Source organism: Dickeya undicola, from assembly GCF_000784735.1.
Classification (GTDB): Bacteria; Pseudomonadota; Gammaproteobacteria; order Enterobacterales; family Enterobacteriaceae; genus Dickeya; species Dickeya undicola.
The window spans coordinates 1-14,356 of sequence record NZ_JSYG01000046.1 but is presented as its reverse complement, the minus strand read 5'-3'; the positions used below and the strand labels follow the sequence as shown (position 1 = coordinate 14,356).

Here is a 14,356-nt window from a genome sequence, read left to right as displayed (position 1 = left end):
AACGCCCCCCAAATGGGAGGCGCTGAAGGCACATCAGTTAGCGAAGTCAGTCACTCTTTTCCCATCAGCATCGCGTCTTGCGGGGCATTGTCGCGTTGGGAACGCGTCATCAGGAAATAGCTGTAGCCCGTCAGCATCAACACGATAAACAAGCCGCCAATCACCGGGTTAAACCACAGCATGGCTATCAGACACACCACGGACAGCGCCAGCGCGATAGCCGGGATGACAGGATAGCCCGGCGCATGGAAAGTACGATGCAAGCCCGGTTCAGTACGACGCAGGCGGAACAGGCTCAACATACTCATCAGGTACATCACGTTGGCACCAAACACCGCCATGGTGATCATCGCGGCGGTCAGGCTCATCCCCTGCAGGTTGATCCAGCTATCGCTGAAGATAGTGGCGATGCCAATCACGCCGCCAGTCAGAATGGCGCGGTGCGGTGTCTGAAAACGGGACAGCTTCGCCAGACCAGCAGGCAGGTAACCGGCGCGGGCCAGCGCGAAGAACTGGCGGGAGTAGCCGAGGATGATGCCGTGGAAGCTGGCGATCAGCCCGAACAGCCCGATCCACACCAGCATGTGCATCCAGCCGGAGTTTTCACCCACCACGGCTTTCATTGCCTGCGGTAATGGGTCGTTGATGTTGGACAGGGTGCGCCAGTCGCCCACGCCGCCAGCCATAATCATGACCCCGAGTGCCAACACCACCAGCGTGATGATGCCGCTGATGTAAGCTTTGGGGATGGTGCGCTGCGGGTCTTTGGCTTCCTCGGCGGCCATGGCAGCGCCTTCAATCGCCAGAAAGAACCAGATGGCGAAAGGAATGGCGGCGAAGATGCCGGAGATAGCTGGGCTGCTGAAATTATCGCTACCCGCCCAGCCGTTGGCGACAAAGTGGCTGAGGCTGAAACCGGGTGCTACCACGCCCATGAACACCAGCAATTCAATGACTGCCAGCACGGTGACAAACAGTTCGAACATCGCCGCCAGTCTCACGCCCAGAATATTCAGCGTCATGAAAATCAGATACGCCCCAGTGGCGGCGTAGCGGGGATCCAGCGACGGATACTGTACGTTGAGGTAAGCGCCGATAGCCATCGCAATGGAGGGCGGGGCGAAGACGAACTCGATCAGGGTCGCCATACCGGCAATCAAGCCACCGGTTTCGCCAAAAGCACGACGGCTGTAAGCAAATGGGCCACCGGCATGAGGAATGGCGGTGGTCAGCTCGGTAAAGCTGAAAATAAAGCAGGTATACATGGCAGCGATAATCAGGGTGGTGACGAGAAAGCCCAGCGTTCCCGCCACGCCCCAGCCGTAGCTCCAGCCAAAGTACTCGCCGGAAATCACCAGACCAACGGCAATACCCCACAGATGAAGCGTACCCAGGGTGGGTTTTAACTGCATTGTCATGACGCTCTCCCCTACAAAATGCGGGATGAAAACAGCCAGTTTTCATCACCTCTATTTATAAGAATCAGTTAGTTATAGAAAACCATCGGGTTGTAACAACCGTTTGCTCTTGTCTGCGACGGGCGCGCCCGCTAGGTCCGCATGTTTCGATAATGCCGCTGACGCTCAGTTGGCGACTTGACATCCGCGTGGAGATTTTTGCGCTCTGTGGTCAAACCGGGGGTATTCGACTGGAAGGTGTCGCGTACGGTCAATTTGCGGCGCTGCGACGTCAAGCATCGTAACGGGAGTGATCACATCCTGAGAGCCAGATAACGCCCTATCGCTCGGGCATCACCCGGTCTGGCCCTCTTTGGATGAGATAATACGTATGGCAGAACAGGACATGGCAGAACAGTACGATACCCTTGATAACACCACTCTGGACCAACTGGCCGCGCTGGCCATGACACGTTACCCGCTGGCATTGCAGGGGCAGCTCTCCCTGTTGTGTCGTTCGGAAAATGCCACCTATCGGCTGGTTGCGGGCGGTAAACGTTACGCGATGCGTATTCATCGGCCTGGCTATCATCAGCGTGAGGATATTGCAGGCGAACTGGCCTGGCTGGATGCATTGCGGGAAGAGGGCATTACAGTGCCGCAGGCGCTGATCGGGCTGGATGGCGAAACGGTGCAAACGGTGACGATGGCGGATGGCACGGTGCGCAATGTGGTGCTGTTTCACTGGATTGAAGGCGAGATGCCGACCACGGCAGTTGATGCCGCCGCCTTTGAACAACTGGGCGTGATCACCGCCCGTTTGCATCAGCACAGTCGCCGCTGGGTGCGGCCAACCGGCTTTCGGCGTCTGGTCTGGGACCACGACACTATGGTAGGGGCGCACGGCCACTGGGGGCGCTGGCAGGATGCGCCCAACCTGAAAGCGCAAGACCACGGCATCATTGAGGAAACGCTGGCGCAGGTACGCGACGCACTAACGCACTACGGCAAAGACAGTCAGCGCTATGGCTTGATTCACGCGGATTTGCGCCTGACCAATCTGCTGTTGCTGAATGGCGAAACCCAGGTGATCGATTTTGACGATTGTGGCTTCAGTTGGTATCTGCATGATTTGGCGGCGGCGATCAGTTTTGTGGAACATCACCCCAGCGCGCCCGCCTGGGTGGAAGGTTGGCTCAGCGGCTATCAGCGCGTATGCCCGCTTAGCGAGGCGGATCGGGCGGTGATCCCGTCGCTGTTGATCCAGCGCCGTATCCAGTTGATGGCCTGGGCGGGTTCCCATAGCCAAACCGAACAGGCGATCGGCCTGGGAGCGGACTGGAGTTCACACACTGTGCGGTTGTGTCGTCGCTATCTGGACAACGACGCGCTGCCGGTCGGTGCCTGAGCCGATCACCACAGCAATTGCACCATAACCGCGCACCGTGGGATCGCCATGGTGCCATACTGTCTGACGACACCCGTTAAATCAGTGACTTGTGAATGGTATAGAAATTGCAGGTCTATGATATTTCGTCGGTTGTGTGTGAGGCAGGAATCATGGAAACCACGTCTTTTCGGCTGCCGCCGGTCGCAGGGTTGCCCATCGGGCATCGGGGTGTTCTGGCCGCTGCCGCATCGGGCCTGACCGATTTTATCGGTGAAAAAGGCGGTGATGCGGACCGCATTCTGGGCATCAGCGGCATCAACCCTGAACTGCTGGCGTGCCCGACGCTCAGTGTCGGGCTGGTGAATTACTGCCGGGTGCTGGAGGAGGCCGCGCGCTATTCGGATTGCGATAATTTCGGGCTGCATTACGGTCGGCAGTTCAAGCCGCAGGCGCTGGGGTTGATAGGCTATGTTGGGTTATGCAGTGCCACTCTGGAGCAGGCATTGCATAACGTAGTCAATGCCTTTCCTTTTCATCAACACGATACGCTGATCCGCCTGGTGGATAAGGGCGACTGCTGGCGCTTCGACTATCAGGTGCGTCACGGTGCCATCCTGCATTGCCGTCAGGATGCGGAACTGACGCTAGGGATGATGTTGAACCTGATTCGCCATGCGGCAGGTAAAAACTGGGCACCGCGGGAGGTGCATTTTGAGCATCCTCGCCCTGAACAGTGGCATGAGCACTGCAAGGCGTTCGACGCGCCGGTGTATTTCGATCAGCCATTCAATTCGCTGTTGATCCCCAAACGTGACCTGATGCGAGCCATGCCGGATCATGACCCGTTGTTGTTACTGGTGATGCAGGATTCCTTACGTCGGCTGAATAGCGACGTTCCCCAGCAGAGCGTGGTGGATATGGCGCGCGCCCGGTTGCGTCAGGTGTTGCCGCAAGGCGAGCCGTCGCTGGAAGAGGTAGCGGAAAACATCGGTCTATCGAGCTGGTCGTTGCAGCGGCGACTGAAAGACGAAGGCATGACCTTCACCCAACTGGTGGAGAAGGTGCGGTGCGAAATGGCGACCCATTATTTGCAGCAGCGCCAGCTGTCGATTTCCGAGATGGCGTTCCTGCTGGGGTATTCTGAGGTCAGTGCTTTTTCCCGCGCGTTCCGCCGCTGGTTCGGCATCAGCCCGCGGCAGTGGCGCAAGGCATAATGTACTTGCCGCTCCACATTTACGAGTCTGTGCGACGCTTAGTAATGTGGCGGCGGCGTCTCTTCCGACTGTGATGCAATCATTGATGGTGATGTCGCCCGCAGCTTTTCGGTCATGAGCCGCAGTTGTTCACGTAGCCTGACCATTTCCAGTTCGTGCTGCACGACGGTCTGGTTTAATTCATCAATGGTGACTTCCTGAAAAGCCAGGCGGCTTTCCAGTAATTCGAGCCGTTGTTCCAGTGCTGACAGTGACATCTTTTTTCCTCTCCTGCAGTGTGCGCTGAGTGTGTCAGAAAGCGGAAAGTTCTGGTAGTAAAACCATACACTGTCGGGCGTAAATCCTAGTATTCAGAATTTTTCGCTATCCGGTGCGGCGCGTCGTTGTATTGTCTTTGCGCGCAACGTTATAGTAGCTGGCGAAATGTTAATGTTGCCGGGGCATGGTGCTCCGAATGTTGGAGAGATGGATGAAATCACTGTTTAAAGTCACACTGCTGACGGCAGCCATGGGACTGGCGCTGAGTACGGGTGTTATGGCGGCGGATGCAGCCAAGACCACTGATGCGGCGGCAACCTCTGCCCCAGCGGCAGCGGACGCAGCGAAAGCCGCGGCGGGCAAATTCAAGAGCGATGAAGAAGCCGCCGCATACGCACTGGGTGCGTCGCTGGGTCGCTATATGGATAACTCCCTGAAAGAGCAGGAAAAGCTGGGCATCAAACTGGATAAGCAACAGCTGATTCAGGGCGTGCAGGACGCGTTTGCTGACAAGAGCAAGCTGTCTGACGAAGAAATCGAGAAAACCCTGCAGTCGTTTGAAGGCCGGGTGAAAGAAGCTGCTCAGGCCAAAATGCAGCAGGATGCCAAAGACAACGCAGATAAAGGCACCAAATTCCGTGATGCCTTCGCCAAAGAAAAAGGCGTGAAGAAAACTGAGTCCGGCTTGCTCTATCAGGTAGAGAAAGAAGGGACCGGCGCGGCACCGAAAGACAGCGATACCGTTGTGGTGAACTACAAAGGGACGTTGGTTGACGGTTCCGAGTTCGATAACTCCTACAAACGCGGCGAACCGCTGTCTTTCCGTCTGGACGGTGTTATCCCAGGCTGGACCGAAGGCCTGAAGCATGTGAAGAAAGGCGGTAAGATCAAGCTGGTCATCCCACCAGCACTGGCTTACGGCGAAGCAGGCGTTCCGGGGATCCCGGCTAACTCCACGCTGGTATTCGAAGTCGAACTGCTGGACATCAAAGCGGATGCTGACGCTAAAGGCGCTGCACCGAAAGCAGAAAAACCGGCTGACGACAAGGCGAAGAAAGCCGCTCAGTAATCGACTGAACGCTGCCATTGGTGGCGTCAGCGCGCTGGTGATACCGCCTGCTCATCTGAGCTGGCGGTATTTTTTTGTCTATGGAATAGGCGGACGGGAAATGATGTGCATGACGGCCGTTCAGCCGACGCTTTCTTCCTGCTGGGCGGGATCATCGTGGTGCCGCTTGAACACCACGCGAGCCTGAGTCCCAATGCGGTCCTGGCGGTTTTCCAGGAAGAACTCGCCGTGGTGCAATTGTACGATGCGGGTCACGATGCTCAGCCCGAGTCCGATACCACCGTAGCGGGTATCCATACGTACAAACGCCTTGGTCAGTTCCCCCACCTGAGATTCGTTGATTCCCGGTCCTTCGTCCGCGACGAGCAATTCACAGTCACCGTTTGAATGGTCGGAGATTCTGACGGTAATGGTGCTGTTTTCCGGGCCATACCGGTAAGCGTTTTCCACCAGATTGCGCAGTAGTAACTGCAGCAACGTCGCATTGCCCGGTACGGTTTCGGTCTGCGTATCTGACGGCCAGGTGATTTGCTGGTGGCGTAGTGTCGCCATTTCCTCCAGCTCTTCCTGTTTTGGTGTAATCACATCGTTCAGCAGGGAGACTGATTCGTAATGGCCCGCGGCGAGCTCGTTCCCGACCCGCGCCAGCAGCAGTAACTGTTCGATGGTTTTAGTCAGGTGGTCAACGCGTTTGATCAAGGGCTGACAGTCGATATGGTGTACTTGCTCGTGCAATTCCAGACTGAGCCGGATGCCCGCCAACGGGGTACGCAACTCATGCGCGACATTTGAGGCGAAGAGTCTGTCTCGACGCAGCGATTCGCTAAAACGCACAAACAGTTGGTTCATGCTGGCGATAACCGCCGCCAACTCGGTTACATCGCTATGCAGTTGCAGCGGTTCCAGGTTTTCTGCGGTACGTTGCTGCAATTCATCCTGCAATTTCATTAACGGCCGGGTGATCCAGTTCACTGCCTGAGTACACATGACCAGTGAAGCGACGACCATCACCAGGCTTGGGATGCTTAGCGACGCAATCGCTTCATTGACTTCGAAGGCGATGTCCTGGTTGAGGTTTTTCGCGGTCAGCGTCTGTTCCACCAGTAGCTCTATATGCTCTCTACTCTCATGCCAGAGCCAAATTACGCTTATCAGCTGGCAAGCCAACAGAATACACCCCAGCGTCAGAATTAACCGGGTACGGATACTGGCGGTTCTCTCCATCGGTGAAGGGCGGGGAAAGAGCCTCATGATGGCTCGTCCCCGGCTTGTTCGTCTGTTTGGGATTGCTCATCTTTGGGTTGTTCGCCCTTGGTCAGTAGATAGCCGAAGCCACGCAGGGTTTTGATGCGATTCTTGCCAATTTTTTGCCGCAGGTTGTGGATATGCACTTCCAGCGAGTTTGACGACGGGTCATCATCCCAGCTGTAAAGATCCTGATGCAATACTTCGCGGTGTACCTGTGAACCGGCTTTAAGGATCAGCCGGGACAGAATGGCAAACTCTTTGGGGGTCAGGACGATGGGTTTATCGTCCAGCATAACCTGTTGATTATTGAGATCGAGCGTGATGTTATCTACCCGGATCCAACTGTCGCTGGAGCCTTGATGACGGCGGATCAGTGCGCGGACCCGCGCCTGAAACTCGCTGAGCGCAAAAGGTTTTATCATGTAATCGTCTGCGCCGACGTCCAGCCCGGTAACGCGATCGTCCACCGTGTCGCGCGCGGTCAGAATTAAGACCGGCTGCTGGTAGTGGTTCCGCCGCCAGCGGTTTAGCAGGGTGAGGCCGTCTTCATCCGGCAACCCCAAATCCAGCACCACCAGACTGTAGTGCGCGCTGGTGATCAGGGCATCCGCTTCTTTGGCGGTGGAAGCACAATCGCAGACATATCCTTCGTTGCGCATTGCCTGCAATAATCCTTCCTGTAACAACGTATCATCTTCAACAATCAAAAGTTTCATGAAGTGCCCCGACACGGTTGGAGAATATCAAGCGGTGCCTGATATTCCGTTGTCGCAATGTTAAACATGCCCAGAACGGTATGGAATAGATTGTCCTGAGAAAAACGTTGCTGACCGGCCTGCCTACGAATGCAACTGTCGTTGATGGAAAACTGTTGCTGATAGCCGCCAGAAAGCCACATCAGCATCGGGATATGGGTTTGTTGTGTGGGCGCGACGGCATACGGCATACTATGCAGGTAAATCCCGTCTTCGCCCAGTGACTCGCCGTGGTCAGAAAGATAAACCAAAGCGGTGTTAAATTTATCCTGATGCTCTTTCAAGACATTAATCGCCTTATCAACAATATAGTCTACGTAGAGAATCGTATTGTCGTAAGTATTGATTAATGATTCTTGTGAGCATGTCTGGATTTGATTGGTATCACAGGTTGGGGTGAATTTTCGAAAGGCGTCGGGATAGCGCTGGTAATAGGAAGGCCCGTGGCTGCCCATTGTATGCAGCACAATGATACCGTCGTTGTTCAACTGATTGATGTAATCTTCGACGCCGTTGAACAATGCCTCATCATGGCATTCCCCATCAATGCACTGACCGGGTAAGTTCAGTGCGGTGATATCTGTGCTCGGTACACGATCGCAGGCACCTTTGCAGCCGCCATCGTTTTCTTGCCAGCGCACGTTGACACCGGCGTGCTGTAGTACATCCAGTAATCCTTCCTCATGAGCAGCCAGTTGTTCATCGTAGCCTGTGCGAGGCATGTCAGAGAACATACAGGGAACGGAAACCCCGGTGGAGGTGCCACAGGATGTTGTCTGACCGAAATAGACCACATTGTCTTTGGTCAGCCTCGGATTCGTGGGCTTGCTGTAGCCGCCGAGGGAAAAGTTCTCAGCACGGGAGGTTTCCCCCACCACCAGAACCACCAGGTTTTTTTTAGCGTCGCTATTTGGCAGCGGCTTTTTATGCGCGTCGAGCCCAATTTGCACCAGCGGTAAGTTGGCTTGCGCGTGATGACGGTAATAAGAGATGTTGGCGAAAATAATATTGCTGGGGGTCAGCGATTTCACCAACTCCTTATTATTTCGCATTAGCGAGGCGTAATCCTTATAGAAAAAGGTCGCGACCAGCAAAATAGCAACAACCGACATCAGGATGCTGAAGCAGCGGGAACCCACCGCTATCCAACTGAATGGTGTTGGCTTGATTTTAACCCACAGCGCGCCCAGTGCGGGAACCAGTCCCAGCAGCGTCAACCAGAGCAGGTACTGCGGCGTCACCAGCGCCATCGATTCCGCCATGTTGGTTTCGAACACATTTTGCATCATGGTACGGTCGATGATGATGCCGTAGTTGATCATGAAATATTGTACCGCCGCACCGCCCACCAGCAGCAGGGCGATCACGCCCTGACGCAGCCAGGAAATCACCAGCAGGGTGAACAGGATATTCAGCACCGCGAAAATGACGACGGGCATGGTGGCCAGGAATAATCCATCCCGCCAGGTGCTGATAGCGACCAGATGCGAAACCTGGCGGTAGTAGGCGATATTTTGTATCAGGGTAATAAAGGCAGCGAACACCAGGTTATAGGTAAAGCTGCTCCAGACGGGGCGGGAGAGGCGAGGTAGAGTAAACATTGCAGACTGCCATCCATGCGAGAAGATATGATTTGTCGCACTTTAAACTGCATAAATTAACTCAACCTTAAGAGAGGGCGCTCGGGTCCGGACAAGAAATACAAAGGACGACACAAGGGTTATTTGATAAACTGATAATCCTGTCGATACGATGATAAATGACGTTGAGGTGGTGCCTGCCATGTCTACTTCGCTTGCTACTGGCGAATCTAATGACCTTGATTTGCTGGACCAGCGTCCGTTCACGCAGACGGATTATGAAATCCTGAAATCGTATGAAGCCGTGGTCGACGGTCTGGCGATGCTGATCGGTGATCATTGCGAGATCGTGCTGCACTCGCTGGACGACCTGAAATGTTCAGCAGTCCGTATTGCTAATGGTGAGCACACCGGGCGGAAAATCGGCTCACCCATTACTGATCTGGCGTTGCGCATGTTGCACGATATGGCAGGTGAAGACAGCAGCGTTTCCCGAGCGTATTTCACCCGCGCCAAAAGCGGCGTGTTGATGAAGTCGGTAACCATCGCTATTCGCAACCGCGAACAGCGCGTGATCGGGCTTTTGTGCATCAATATGAACCTCGATGTCCCTTTCTCGCAGATCATGCAAACCTTCATGCCGCCTGAAATTAAGGAAGTGGCATCCTCTGTCAACTTTGCGTCTTCGGTGGATGAACTGGTGGCACAGACGCTGGAGTTCACTATCGAAGAAGTGAACGCCGATCGCAACGTCTCTAACAATGCCAAGAACCGCCAGATTGTGCTCAATCTTTATGAGAAAGGTATCTTTGATATCAAGGATGCCATCAATCAGGTGGCCGACCGGCTGAATATTTCCAAGCACACCGTCTACCTCTATATCCGTCAGTTCAAAAGTGGCGACTTCAGCGGGCACGAGCGTTAATGCTGAGTTATTGCCTGCTGGTGACCGGGCCCGCTTATGGCACGCAGCAAGCCAGCAGCGCGTTGCAGTTCGCGCAGGCGTTGCTGGCGCAAGGATATCGGCTGCAAAGCGTTTTCTTCTATCGTGAAGGCGTATTGAATGCTAACCAGCTTACCGCACCGGCCAGCGATGAATTCGATCTGGTTCGGGCCTGGCAGCAACTGGCGCAGACTCATCAGGTAGCGCTCAATGTCTGCGTGGCGGCAGCGCTGCGACGCGGTGTGACTGACATGCAGCAGGCGGAACAGTTACAACTGGCGGGAGCGAATCTTCAGCCGGGGTTTACCCTGAGTGGATTAGGCGAGCTGTCACAGTCGGTATTGCGCTGTGATCGCGTCGTTCAATTTTAGCCTAAGGGAAATAAGATGAAGCGAGTTGCTTTCGTATTTACCCAGGCTCCTCATGGTTCGTCTGCCGGTCGGGAAGGGCTGGATGCCTTGCTGGCGATGTCAGCACTGACCGAGGATATCGGGGTTTTCTTTATTGCTGATGGCGTGTTCCAGCTTTTGCCAAACCAGCGGCCGGATCTGATCCTGATGCGCAATTATATCGCCACCTTTGGGGTGCTACCGTTGTATGACGTTGAGTGCTGCTATATCTGCGAGACGTCAGCGCGTCAGCGCGGGCTCCCTGCAGAAACTCGCTGGGTGCTTGATGTAGAGCCTCTGGCAGCAGATGCTCTACGCGCCACGCTGAACACTTACGATACTATCCTGACCTTTTGAGCGGTGACCTTATGCTGCATACCCTGGCTCATTCACCTTACCATACCGACCTGGATGCACTGCTGCGTAACGTCGGCGACGGCGACGCCATTCTACTGCTGCAGGACGGCGTGATTGCTGCGCTGGCTAACGTGCCTGGCTGCGAGCGTCTGTTATCCTCTGATGTGGCGGTATACGCGCTGAAAGAGGATGTTGAGGCCAGGGGATTGATTGCGCAAATTTCCACCGAAATTGTGTTGATTGACTATACTGAGTTTGTGCAATTAACTGCCCTGCATTCCCGGCAACTGGCCTGGTAATTTTGCCTTTTTGTATATTTCTTGACTCCTTACCCGGCCAGCCCTAAAATTCTGCGTCCTCATACTTTGCCTCTGTGTTGGTATGGGGTGATTTATTACGTGTTTACGAAGCAAAAACCAGGAGTTTTTTGAATGGCAACAATTAACCAGCTGGTACGCAAACCGCGCTCCCTGAAGGTTGCTAAAAGCAACGTTCCGGCGCTGGAAGCCTGCCCGCAGAAACGTGGCGTATGTACCCGTGTATATACCACCACCCCGAAAAAACCGAACTCCGCACTGCGTAAAGTATGCCGTGTTCGTTTGACTAACGGTTTTGAAGTTACCTCCTACATTGGTGGTGAAGGTCATAACCTGCAGGAACACTCCGTGATCCTGATCCGTGGCGGTCGTGTTAAAGACCTGCCAGGTGTGCGTTACCACACCGTACGTGGCGCGCTGGACTGCTCTGGTGTTAAAGACCGTAAGCAATCCCGTTCCAAATACGGCGTGAAGAAGCCCAAGGCTTAATGGTTCTCCGTTAAGTAAGGCCAAACGTTTTAACTTTAATGTCAAACTAAACTCGTAGAGTTTTGGACAATCCTGAATTAACAACGGAGTATTTCCATGCCACGTCGTCGCGTCATTGGTCAGCGTAAAATTCTGCCGGATCCGAAGTTCGGATCAGAACTGCTGGCTAAATTTGTCAATATCCTGATGGTAGATGGTAAAAAATCTACCGCAGAAGCAATCGTCTATACCGCGCTGGAGACCCTGGCTCAGCGTTCTGGTAAAAGCGAACTGGAAGCTTTCGAAGTCGCTCTGGACAACGTTCGTCCGACTGTCGAAGTTAAGTCCCGCCGTGTAGGTGGTTCAACTTATCAGGTTCCAGTTGAAGTCCGTCCGGTTCGTCGCAATGCTCTGGCTATGCGTTGGATCGTTGAAGCTGCTCGTAAACGCGGTGATAAATCCATGGCTTTGCGCCTGGCGAACGAACTTTCTGATGCAGCAGACAACAAAGGTACTGCTGTGAAGAAACGTGAAGACGTTCACCGTATGGCTGAAGCCAACAAGGCGTTCGCTCACTACCGCTGGTAATCCCTGCGTAGACGTTAATAACCCGGCGGGCGCTTCAAAGCTGACCGCCCGGGTTTACTACTTTGAACGCCCTAGGAATAGAGGAAACAAATGGCTCGTACAACACCCATTGCGCGCTATCGTAACATCGGTATCAGCGCACACATCGACGCCGGTAAGACCACTACTACTGAACGTATTCTGTTCTACACCGGTGTGAACCACAAAATCGGTGAAGTTCATGATGGCGCTGCCACTATGGACTGGATGGAGCAGGAACAGGAGCGTGGTATCACCATTACCTCCGCTGCGACCACTGCCTTCTGGTCTGGGATGGCTAAGCAGTATGAACCGCACCGTATCAACATCATCGACACCCCGGGGCACGTTGACTTCACTATCGAAGTAGAACGTTCCATGCGTGTGTTGGATGGCGCAGTCATGGTTTACTGTGCGGTAGGTGGTGTTCAGCCGCAGTCTGAAACCGTATGGCGTCAGGCAAACAAATATAAAGTTCCGCGTATTGCGTTCGTTAACAAAATGGACCGTATGGGCGCGAACTTCCTGAAAGTTGTTGACCAGATTAAAGCGCGTCTGGGTGCGAACCCGGTTCCGCTGCAGCTGGCTATCGGCGCAGAAGAAAACTTCACCGGCGTTGTTGACCTGGTGAAAATGAAAGCCATCAACTGGAATGATTCTGATCAGGGCGTTACCTTCGTTTACGAAGATATTCCGGCTGACATGCAGGATCTGGCTGATGAATGGCATCAGAACCTGATCGAGTCTGCGGCAGAAGCGTCTGAAGAGCTGATGGAAAAATACCTGGGCGGCGAAGCGCTGACCGAGGAAGAAATCAAGAAAGCATTGCGTCAGCGTGTTCTGAACAACGAAATCATTCTGGTTACCTGTGGTTCTGCGTTCAAGAACAAGGGCGTACAGGCAATGCTGGATGCCGTTATCGATTATCTGCCGGCTCCGACCGACGTACCGGCAATCAACGGTATGCTGGACGATGGTAAAGATACACCGGCTGAGCGTCACGCTAGCGACGATGAGCCGTTCTCTGCACTGGCGTTCAAAATTGCAACCGACCCGTTTGTGGGTAACCTGACGTTCTTCCGTGTGTACTCTGGTGTGGTTAACTCCGGTGACACCGTGCTGAACTCAGTAAAATCTGAGCGTGAGCGTTTTGGTCGTATCGTTCAGATGCACGCCAACAAACGTGAAGAGATTAAAGAAGTTCGCGCAGGCGACATCGCAGCTGCGATCGGTCTGAAAGACGTGATCACCGGTGACACCCTGTGTGACCCGGAAAATCCGATCATTCTGGAGCGTATGGAATTCCCGGAACCGGTTATCTCCATCGCGGTAGAACCGAAAACCAAAGCTGACCAGGAAAAAATGGGTCTGGCTCTGGGCCGTCTGGCGAAGGAAGACCCGTCTTTCCGCGTATGGACTGACGAAGAATCCAACCAGACCATCATCGCTGGTATGGGTGAACTGCACCTCGACATCATCGTTGACCGTATGAAACGTGAATTCAACGTGGAAGCGAATGTGGGTAAACCGCAGGTTGCTTACCGTGAAGCGATTCGCGCTAAAGTTACCGATGTTGAAGGTAAACACGCCAAGCAGTCTGGTGGTCGTGGTCAGTACGGTCATGTTGTTATCGACATGTACCCGCTGGAGCCGGGCTCGAATCCGAAAGGCTACGAGTTCATCAACGATATCAAAGGCGGTGTGATTCCTGGCGAATACATCCCGGCCGTTGATAAAGGCATCCAGGAACAGCTGAAAGCCGGTCCGCTGGCTGGCTTCCCGGTTGTTGATCTCGGCGTGCGTCTGCACTTCGGTTCTTACCATGACGTTGACTCCTCCGAGCTGGCGTTTAAACTGGCCGCTTCTATCGCCTTTAAAGCTGCGTTTAGTAAAGCGAAACCTGTTCTGCTTGAGCCTATCATGAAGGTTGAAGTAGAAACGCCGGAAGAGAACACTGGTGACGTCATCGGTGACCTGAGCCGTCGTCGTGGTATGCTGCGTGGTCAAGAATCCAACGTGACTGGCGTTGTGATTCACGCTGAAGTTCCGCTGTCTGAAATGTTCGGATACGCAACCCAGCTGCGTTCTCTGACCAAAGGTCGTGCTTCTTACTCTATGGAGTTCCTGAAGTACGATGATGCGCCGAACAACGTTGCCCAGGCCGTTATTGAAGCCCGTGGTAAGTAATTCGGGTTTAACAACACATTGATCCCGTGCTCTCTCCGTCAGGGGAGAGCATTTGAGTAAGGAATATAGCCGTGTCTAAAGAAAAATTTGAACGTACAAAACCGCACGTCAACGTCGGTACTATCGGCCACGTTGACCATGGTAAAACTACTCTGACTGCTGCCATCACTACCGTTCT

General features: G+C 54.0%; 16 protein-coding genes. 11 read left to right on the top strand and 5 right to left on the bottom strand.

The features are described 5' to 3' along the window. Nucleotides 1-50: 50 nt before the first annotated feature. Complete coding sequence (eat, locus tag OB87_RS18690; RefSeq protein ID WP_033570876.1) at nt 51-1,418, bottom strand: ethanolamine permease; 1,368 nt, start codon at nt 1,416-1,418, stop codon at nt 51-53. 370 nt (nt 1,419-1,788) lie between these two features. On the opposite strand from eat, the gene OB87_RS18685 reads away from it, so the two are divergent. Together OB87_RS18685 and qhpR are read left to right on the top strand one after the other, a co-directional pair. After that, on the top strand, nt 1,789-2,805 hold the full coding sequence (locus tag OB87_RS18685; protein ID WP_033570875.1) for a phosphotransferase enzyme family protein: 1,017 nt from the start codon (nt 1,789-1,791) through the stop codon (nt 2,803-2,805). 152 nt (nt 2,806-2,957) lie between these two features. Beyond that, nucleotides 2,958-4,001: an AraC-like transcriptional regulator QhpR gene (gene qhpR, locus OB87_RS18680; RefSeq protein WP_033570874.1), complete on the top strand. Its 1,044-nt coding sequence runs from the start codon at nt 2,958-2,960 to the stop codon at nt 3,999-4,001. A gap of 38 nt (nt 4,002-4,039) precedes the next feature. Here qhpR and OB87_RS18675 read toward each other — a convergent pair whose 3' ends face one another. Continuing rightward, entirely contained in the window at nt 4,040-4,258 is a 219-nt protein-coding gene (locus OB87_RS18675; RefSeq protein ID WP_033570873.1) for a protein SlyX, read from the bottom strand. A 212-nt stretch (nt 4,259-4,470) separates the two neighbouring features. Here OB87_RS18675 and fkpA point away from each other — a divergent pair, with 212 nt between their 5' ends. Beyond that, on the top strand, nt 4,471-5,328 hold the full coding sequence (gene fkpA, locus OB87_RS18670; RefSeq protein WP_033570872.1) for an FKBP-type peptidyl-prolyl cis-trans isomerase: 858 nt from the start codon (nt 4,471-4,473) through the stop codon (nt 5,326-5,328). Nucleotides 5,329-5,448: 120 nt separating this feature from the next. On the opposite strand, the gene pmrB is transcribed toward fkpA, so the two are convergent. From pmrB to eptA, 3 genes are read right to left on the bottom strand one after another with little or no spacing between them, the layout of a single operon-like run. Beyond that, nucleotides 5,449-6,579 carry a two-component system sensor histidine kinase PmrB gene (pmrB, locus tag OB87_RS18665; protein WP_050515751.1) on the bottom strand — a complete coding sequence of 377 codons (1,131 nt, stop codon included), beginning with the start codon at nt 6,577-6,579 and terminating at the stop codon, nt 5,449-5,451. Next, a complete protein-coding gene (gene pmrA / locus OB87_RS18660) occupies nt 6,576-7,292 on the bottom strand; it encodes a two-component system response regulator PmrA (protein WP_033570870.1) in 717 nt (238 codons plus the stop codon). The genes pmrB and pmrA overlap by 4 nt, the downstream gene beginning before the upstream one ends. Further along, complete coding sequence (gene eptA / locus OB87_RS18655) at nt 7,289-8,932, bottom strand: phosphoethanolamine transferase EptA (protein WP_033570869.1); 1,644 nt, start codon at nt 8,930-8,932, stop codon at nt 7,289-7,291. Before eptA ends, pmrA begins: the two co-directional genes overlap by 4 nt. 181 nt (nt 8,933-9,113) lie before the next feature. On the opposite strand from eptA, the gene OB87_RS18650 reads away from it, so the two are divergent. The 8 genes from OB87_RS18650 to OB87_RS18615 all read left to right on the top strand — a co-directional run. Next, the gene (locus OB87_RS18650) at nt 9,114-9,836 is read left to right on the top strand and encodes a helix-turn-helix transcriptional regulator (protein ID WP_033570890.1); all 723 of its coding nucleotides are present in this window, start codon (nt 9,114-9,116) and stop codon (nt 9,834-9,836) included. Then, nucleotides 9,836-10,225, top strand: coding sequence for a sulfurtransferase complex subunit TusD (tusD, locus tag OB87_RS18645; protein WP_033570868.1), 390 nt, complete (start codon nt 9,836-9,838; stop codon nt 10,223-10,225). Before OB87_RS18650 ends, tusD begins: the two co-directional genes overlap by 1 nt. 15 nt (nt 10,226-10,240) lie before the next feature. After that, on the top strand, nt 10,241-10,600 hold the full coding sequence (gene tusC / locus OB87_RS18640; RefSeq protein WP_033570867.1) for a sulfurtransferase complex subunit TusC: 360 nt from the start codon (nt 10,241-10,243) through the stop codon (nt 10,598-10,600). An 11-nt stretch (nt 10,601-10,611) separates the two neighbouring features. Further along, nucleotides 10,612-10,899 (top strand): sulfurtransferase complex subunit TusB, encoded by a 288-nt coding sequence (gene tusB, locus OB87_RS18635; RefSeq protein ID WP_033570866.1) that lies wholly within the window; start codon nt 10,612-10,614, stop codon nt 10,897-10,899. A 132-nt stretch (nt 10,900-11,031) separates the two neighbouring features. Beyond that, nucleotides 11,032-11,406 (top strand): 30S ribosomal protein S12, encoded by a 375-nt coding sequence (gene rpsL / locus OB87_RS18630; protein WP_012768095.1) that lies wholly within the window; start codon nt 11,032-11,034, stop codon nt 11,404-11,406. A 96-nt stretch (nt 11,407-11,502) separates the two neighbouring features. Further along, a complete protein-coding gene (gene rpsG, locus OB87_RS18625; RefSeq protein WP_012768096.1) occupies nt 11,503-11,973 on the top strand; it encodes a 30S ribosomal protein S7 in 471 nt (156 codons plus the stop codon). Between the two features lie 90 nt (nt 11,974-12,063). Next, on the top strand, nt 12,064-14,178 hold the full coding sequence (fusA, locus tag OB87_RS18620) for an elongation factor G (protein WP_033570865.1): 2,115 nt from the start codon (nt 12,064-12,066) through the stop codon (nt 14,176-14,178). Between the two features lie 71 nt (nt 14,179-14,249). Beyond that, nucleotides 14,250-14,356 (top strand): GTP-binding protein (locus tag OB87_RS18615; RefSeq protein WP_001785379.1); only part of this gene is annotated, 107 nt, incomplete at its 3' end.

What these genes read in the sequence shown, in the direction of transcription:
- eat (WP_033570876.1), bottom strand. Translation starts at nt 1,418, where the DNA reads ATGACAATGCAGTTAAAACCCACCCTGGGTACGCTTCATCTGTGGGGT.
- OB87_RS18685 (WP_033570875.1), top strand. Translation starts at nt 1,789, where the DNA reads ATGGCAGAACAGGACATGGCAGAACAGTACGATACCCTTGATAACACC.
- qhpR (WP_033570874.1), top strand. Translation starts at nt 2,958, where the DNA reads ATGGAAACCACGTCTTTTCGGCTGCCGCCGGTCGCAGGGTTGCCCATC.
- OB87_RS18675 (WP_033570873.1), bottom strand. Translation starts at nt 4,258, where the DNA reads ATGTCACTGTCAGCACTGGAACAACGGCTCGAATTACTGGAAAGCCGC.
- fkpA (WP_033570872.1), top strand. Translation starts at nt 4,471, where the DNA reads ATGAAATCACTGTTTAAAGTCACACTGCTGACGGCAGCCATGGGACTG.
- pmrB (WP_050515751.1), bottom strand. Translation starts at nt 6,579, where the DNA reads ATGAGGCTCTTTCCCCGCCCTTCACCGATGGAGAGAACCGCCAGTATC.
- pmrA (WP_033570870.1), bottom strand. Translation starts at nt 7,292, where the DNA reads ATGAAACTTTTGATTGTTGAAGATGATACGTTGTTACAGGAAGGATTA.
- eptA (WP_033570869.1), bottom strand. Translation starts at nt 8,932, where the DNA reads ATGTTTACTCTACCTCGCCTCTCCCGCCCCGTCTGGAGCAGCTTTACC.
- OB87_RS18650 (WP_033570890.1), top strand. Translation starts at nt 9,114, where the DNA reads ATGTCTACTTCGCTTGCTACTGGCGAATCTAATGACCTTGATTTGCTG.
- tusD (WP_033570868.1), top strand. Translation starts at nt 9,836, where the DNA reads ATGCTGAGTTATTGCCTGCTGGTGACCGGGCCCGCTTATGGCACGCAG.
- tusC (WP_033570867.1), top strand. Translation starts at nt 10,241, where the DNA reads ATGAAGCGAGTTGCTTTCGTATTTACCCAGGCTCCTCATGGTTCGTCT.
- tusB (WP_033570866.1), top strand. Translation starts at nt 10,612, where the DNA reads ATGCTGCATACCCTGGCTCATTCACCTTACCATACCGACCTGGATGCA.
- rpsL (WP_012768095.1), top strand. Translation starts at nt 11,032, where the DNA reads ATGGCAACAATTAACCAGCTGGTACGCAAACCGCGCTCCCTGAAGGTT.
- rpsG (WP_012768096.1), top strand. Translation starts at nt 11,503, where the DNA reads ATGCCACGTCGTCGCGTCATTGGTCAGCGTAAAATTCTGCCGGATCCG.
- fusA (WP_033570865.1), top strand. Translation starts at nt 12,064, where the DNA reads ATGGCTCGTACAACACCCATTGCGCGCTATCGTAACATCGGTATCAGC.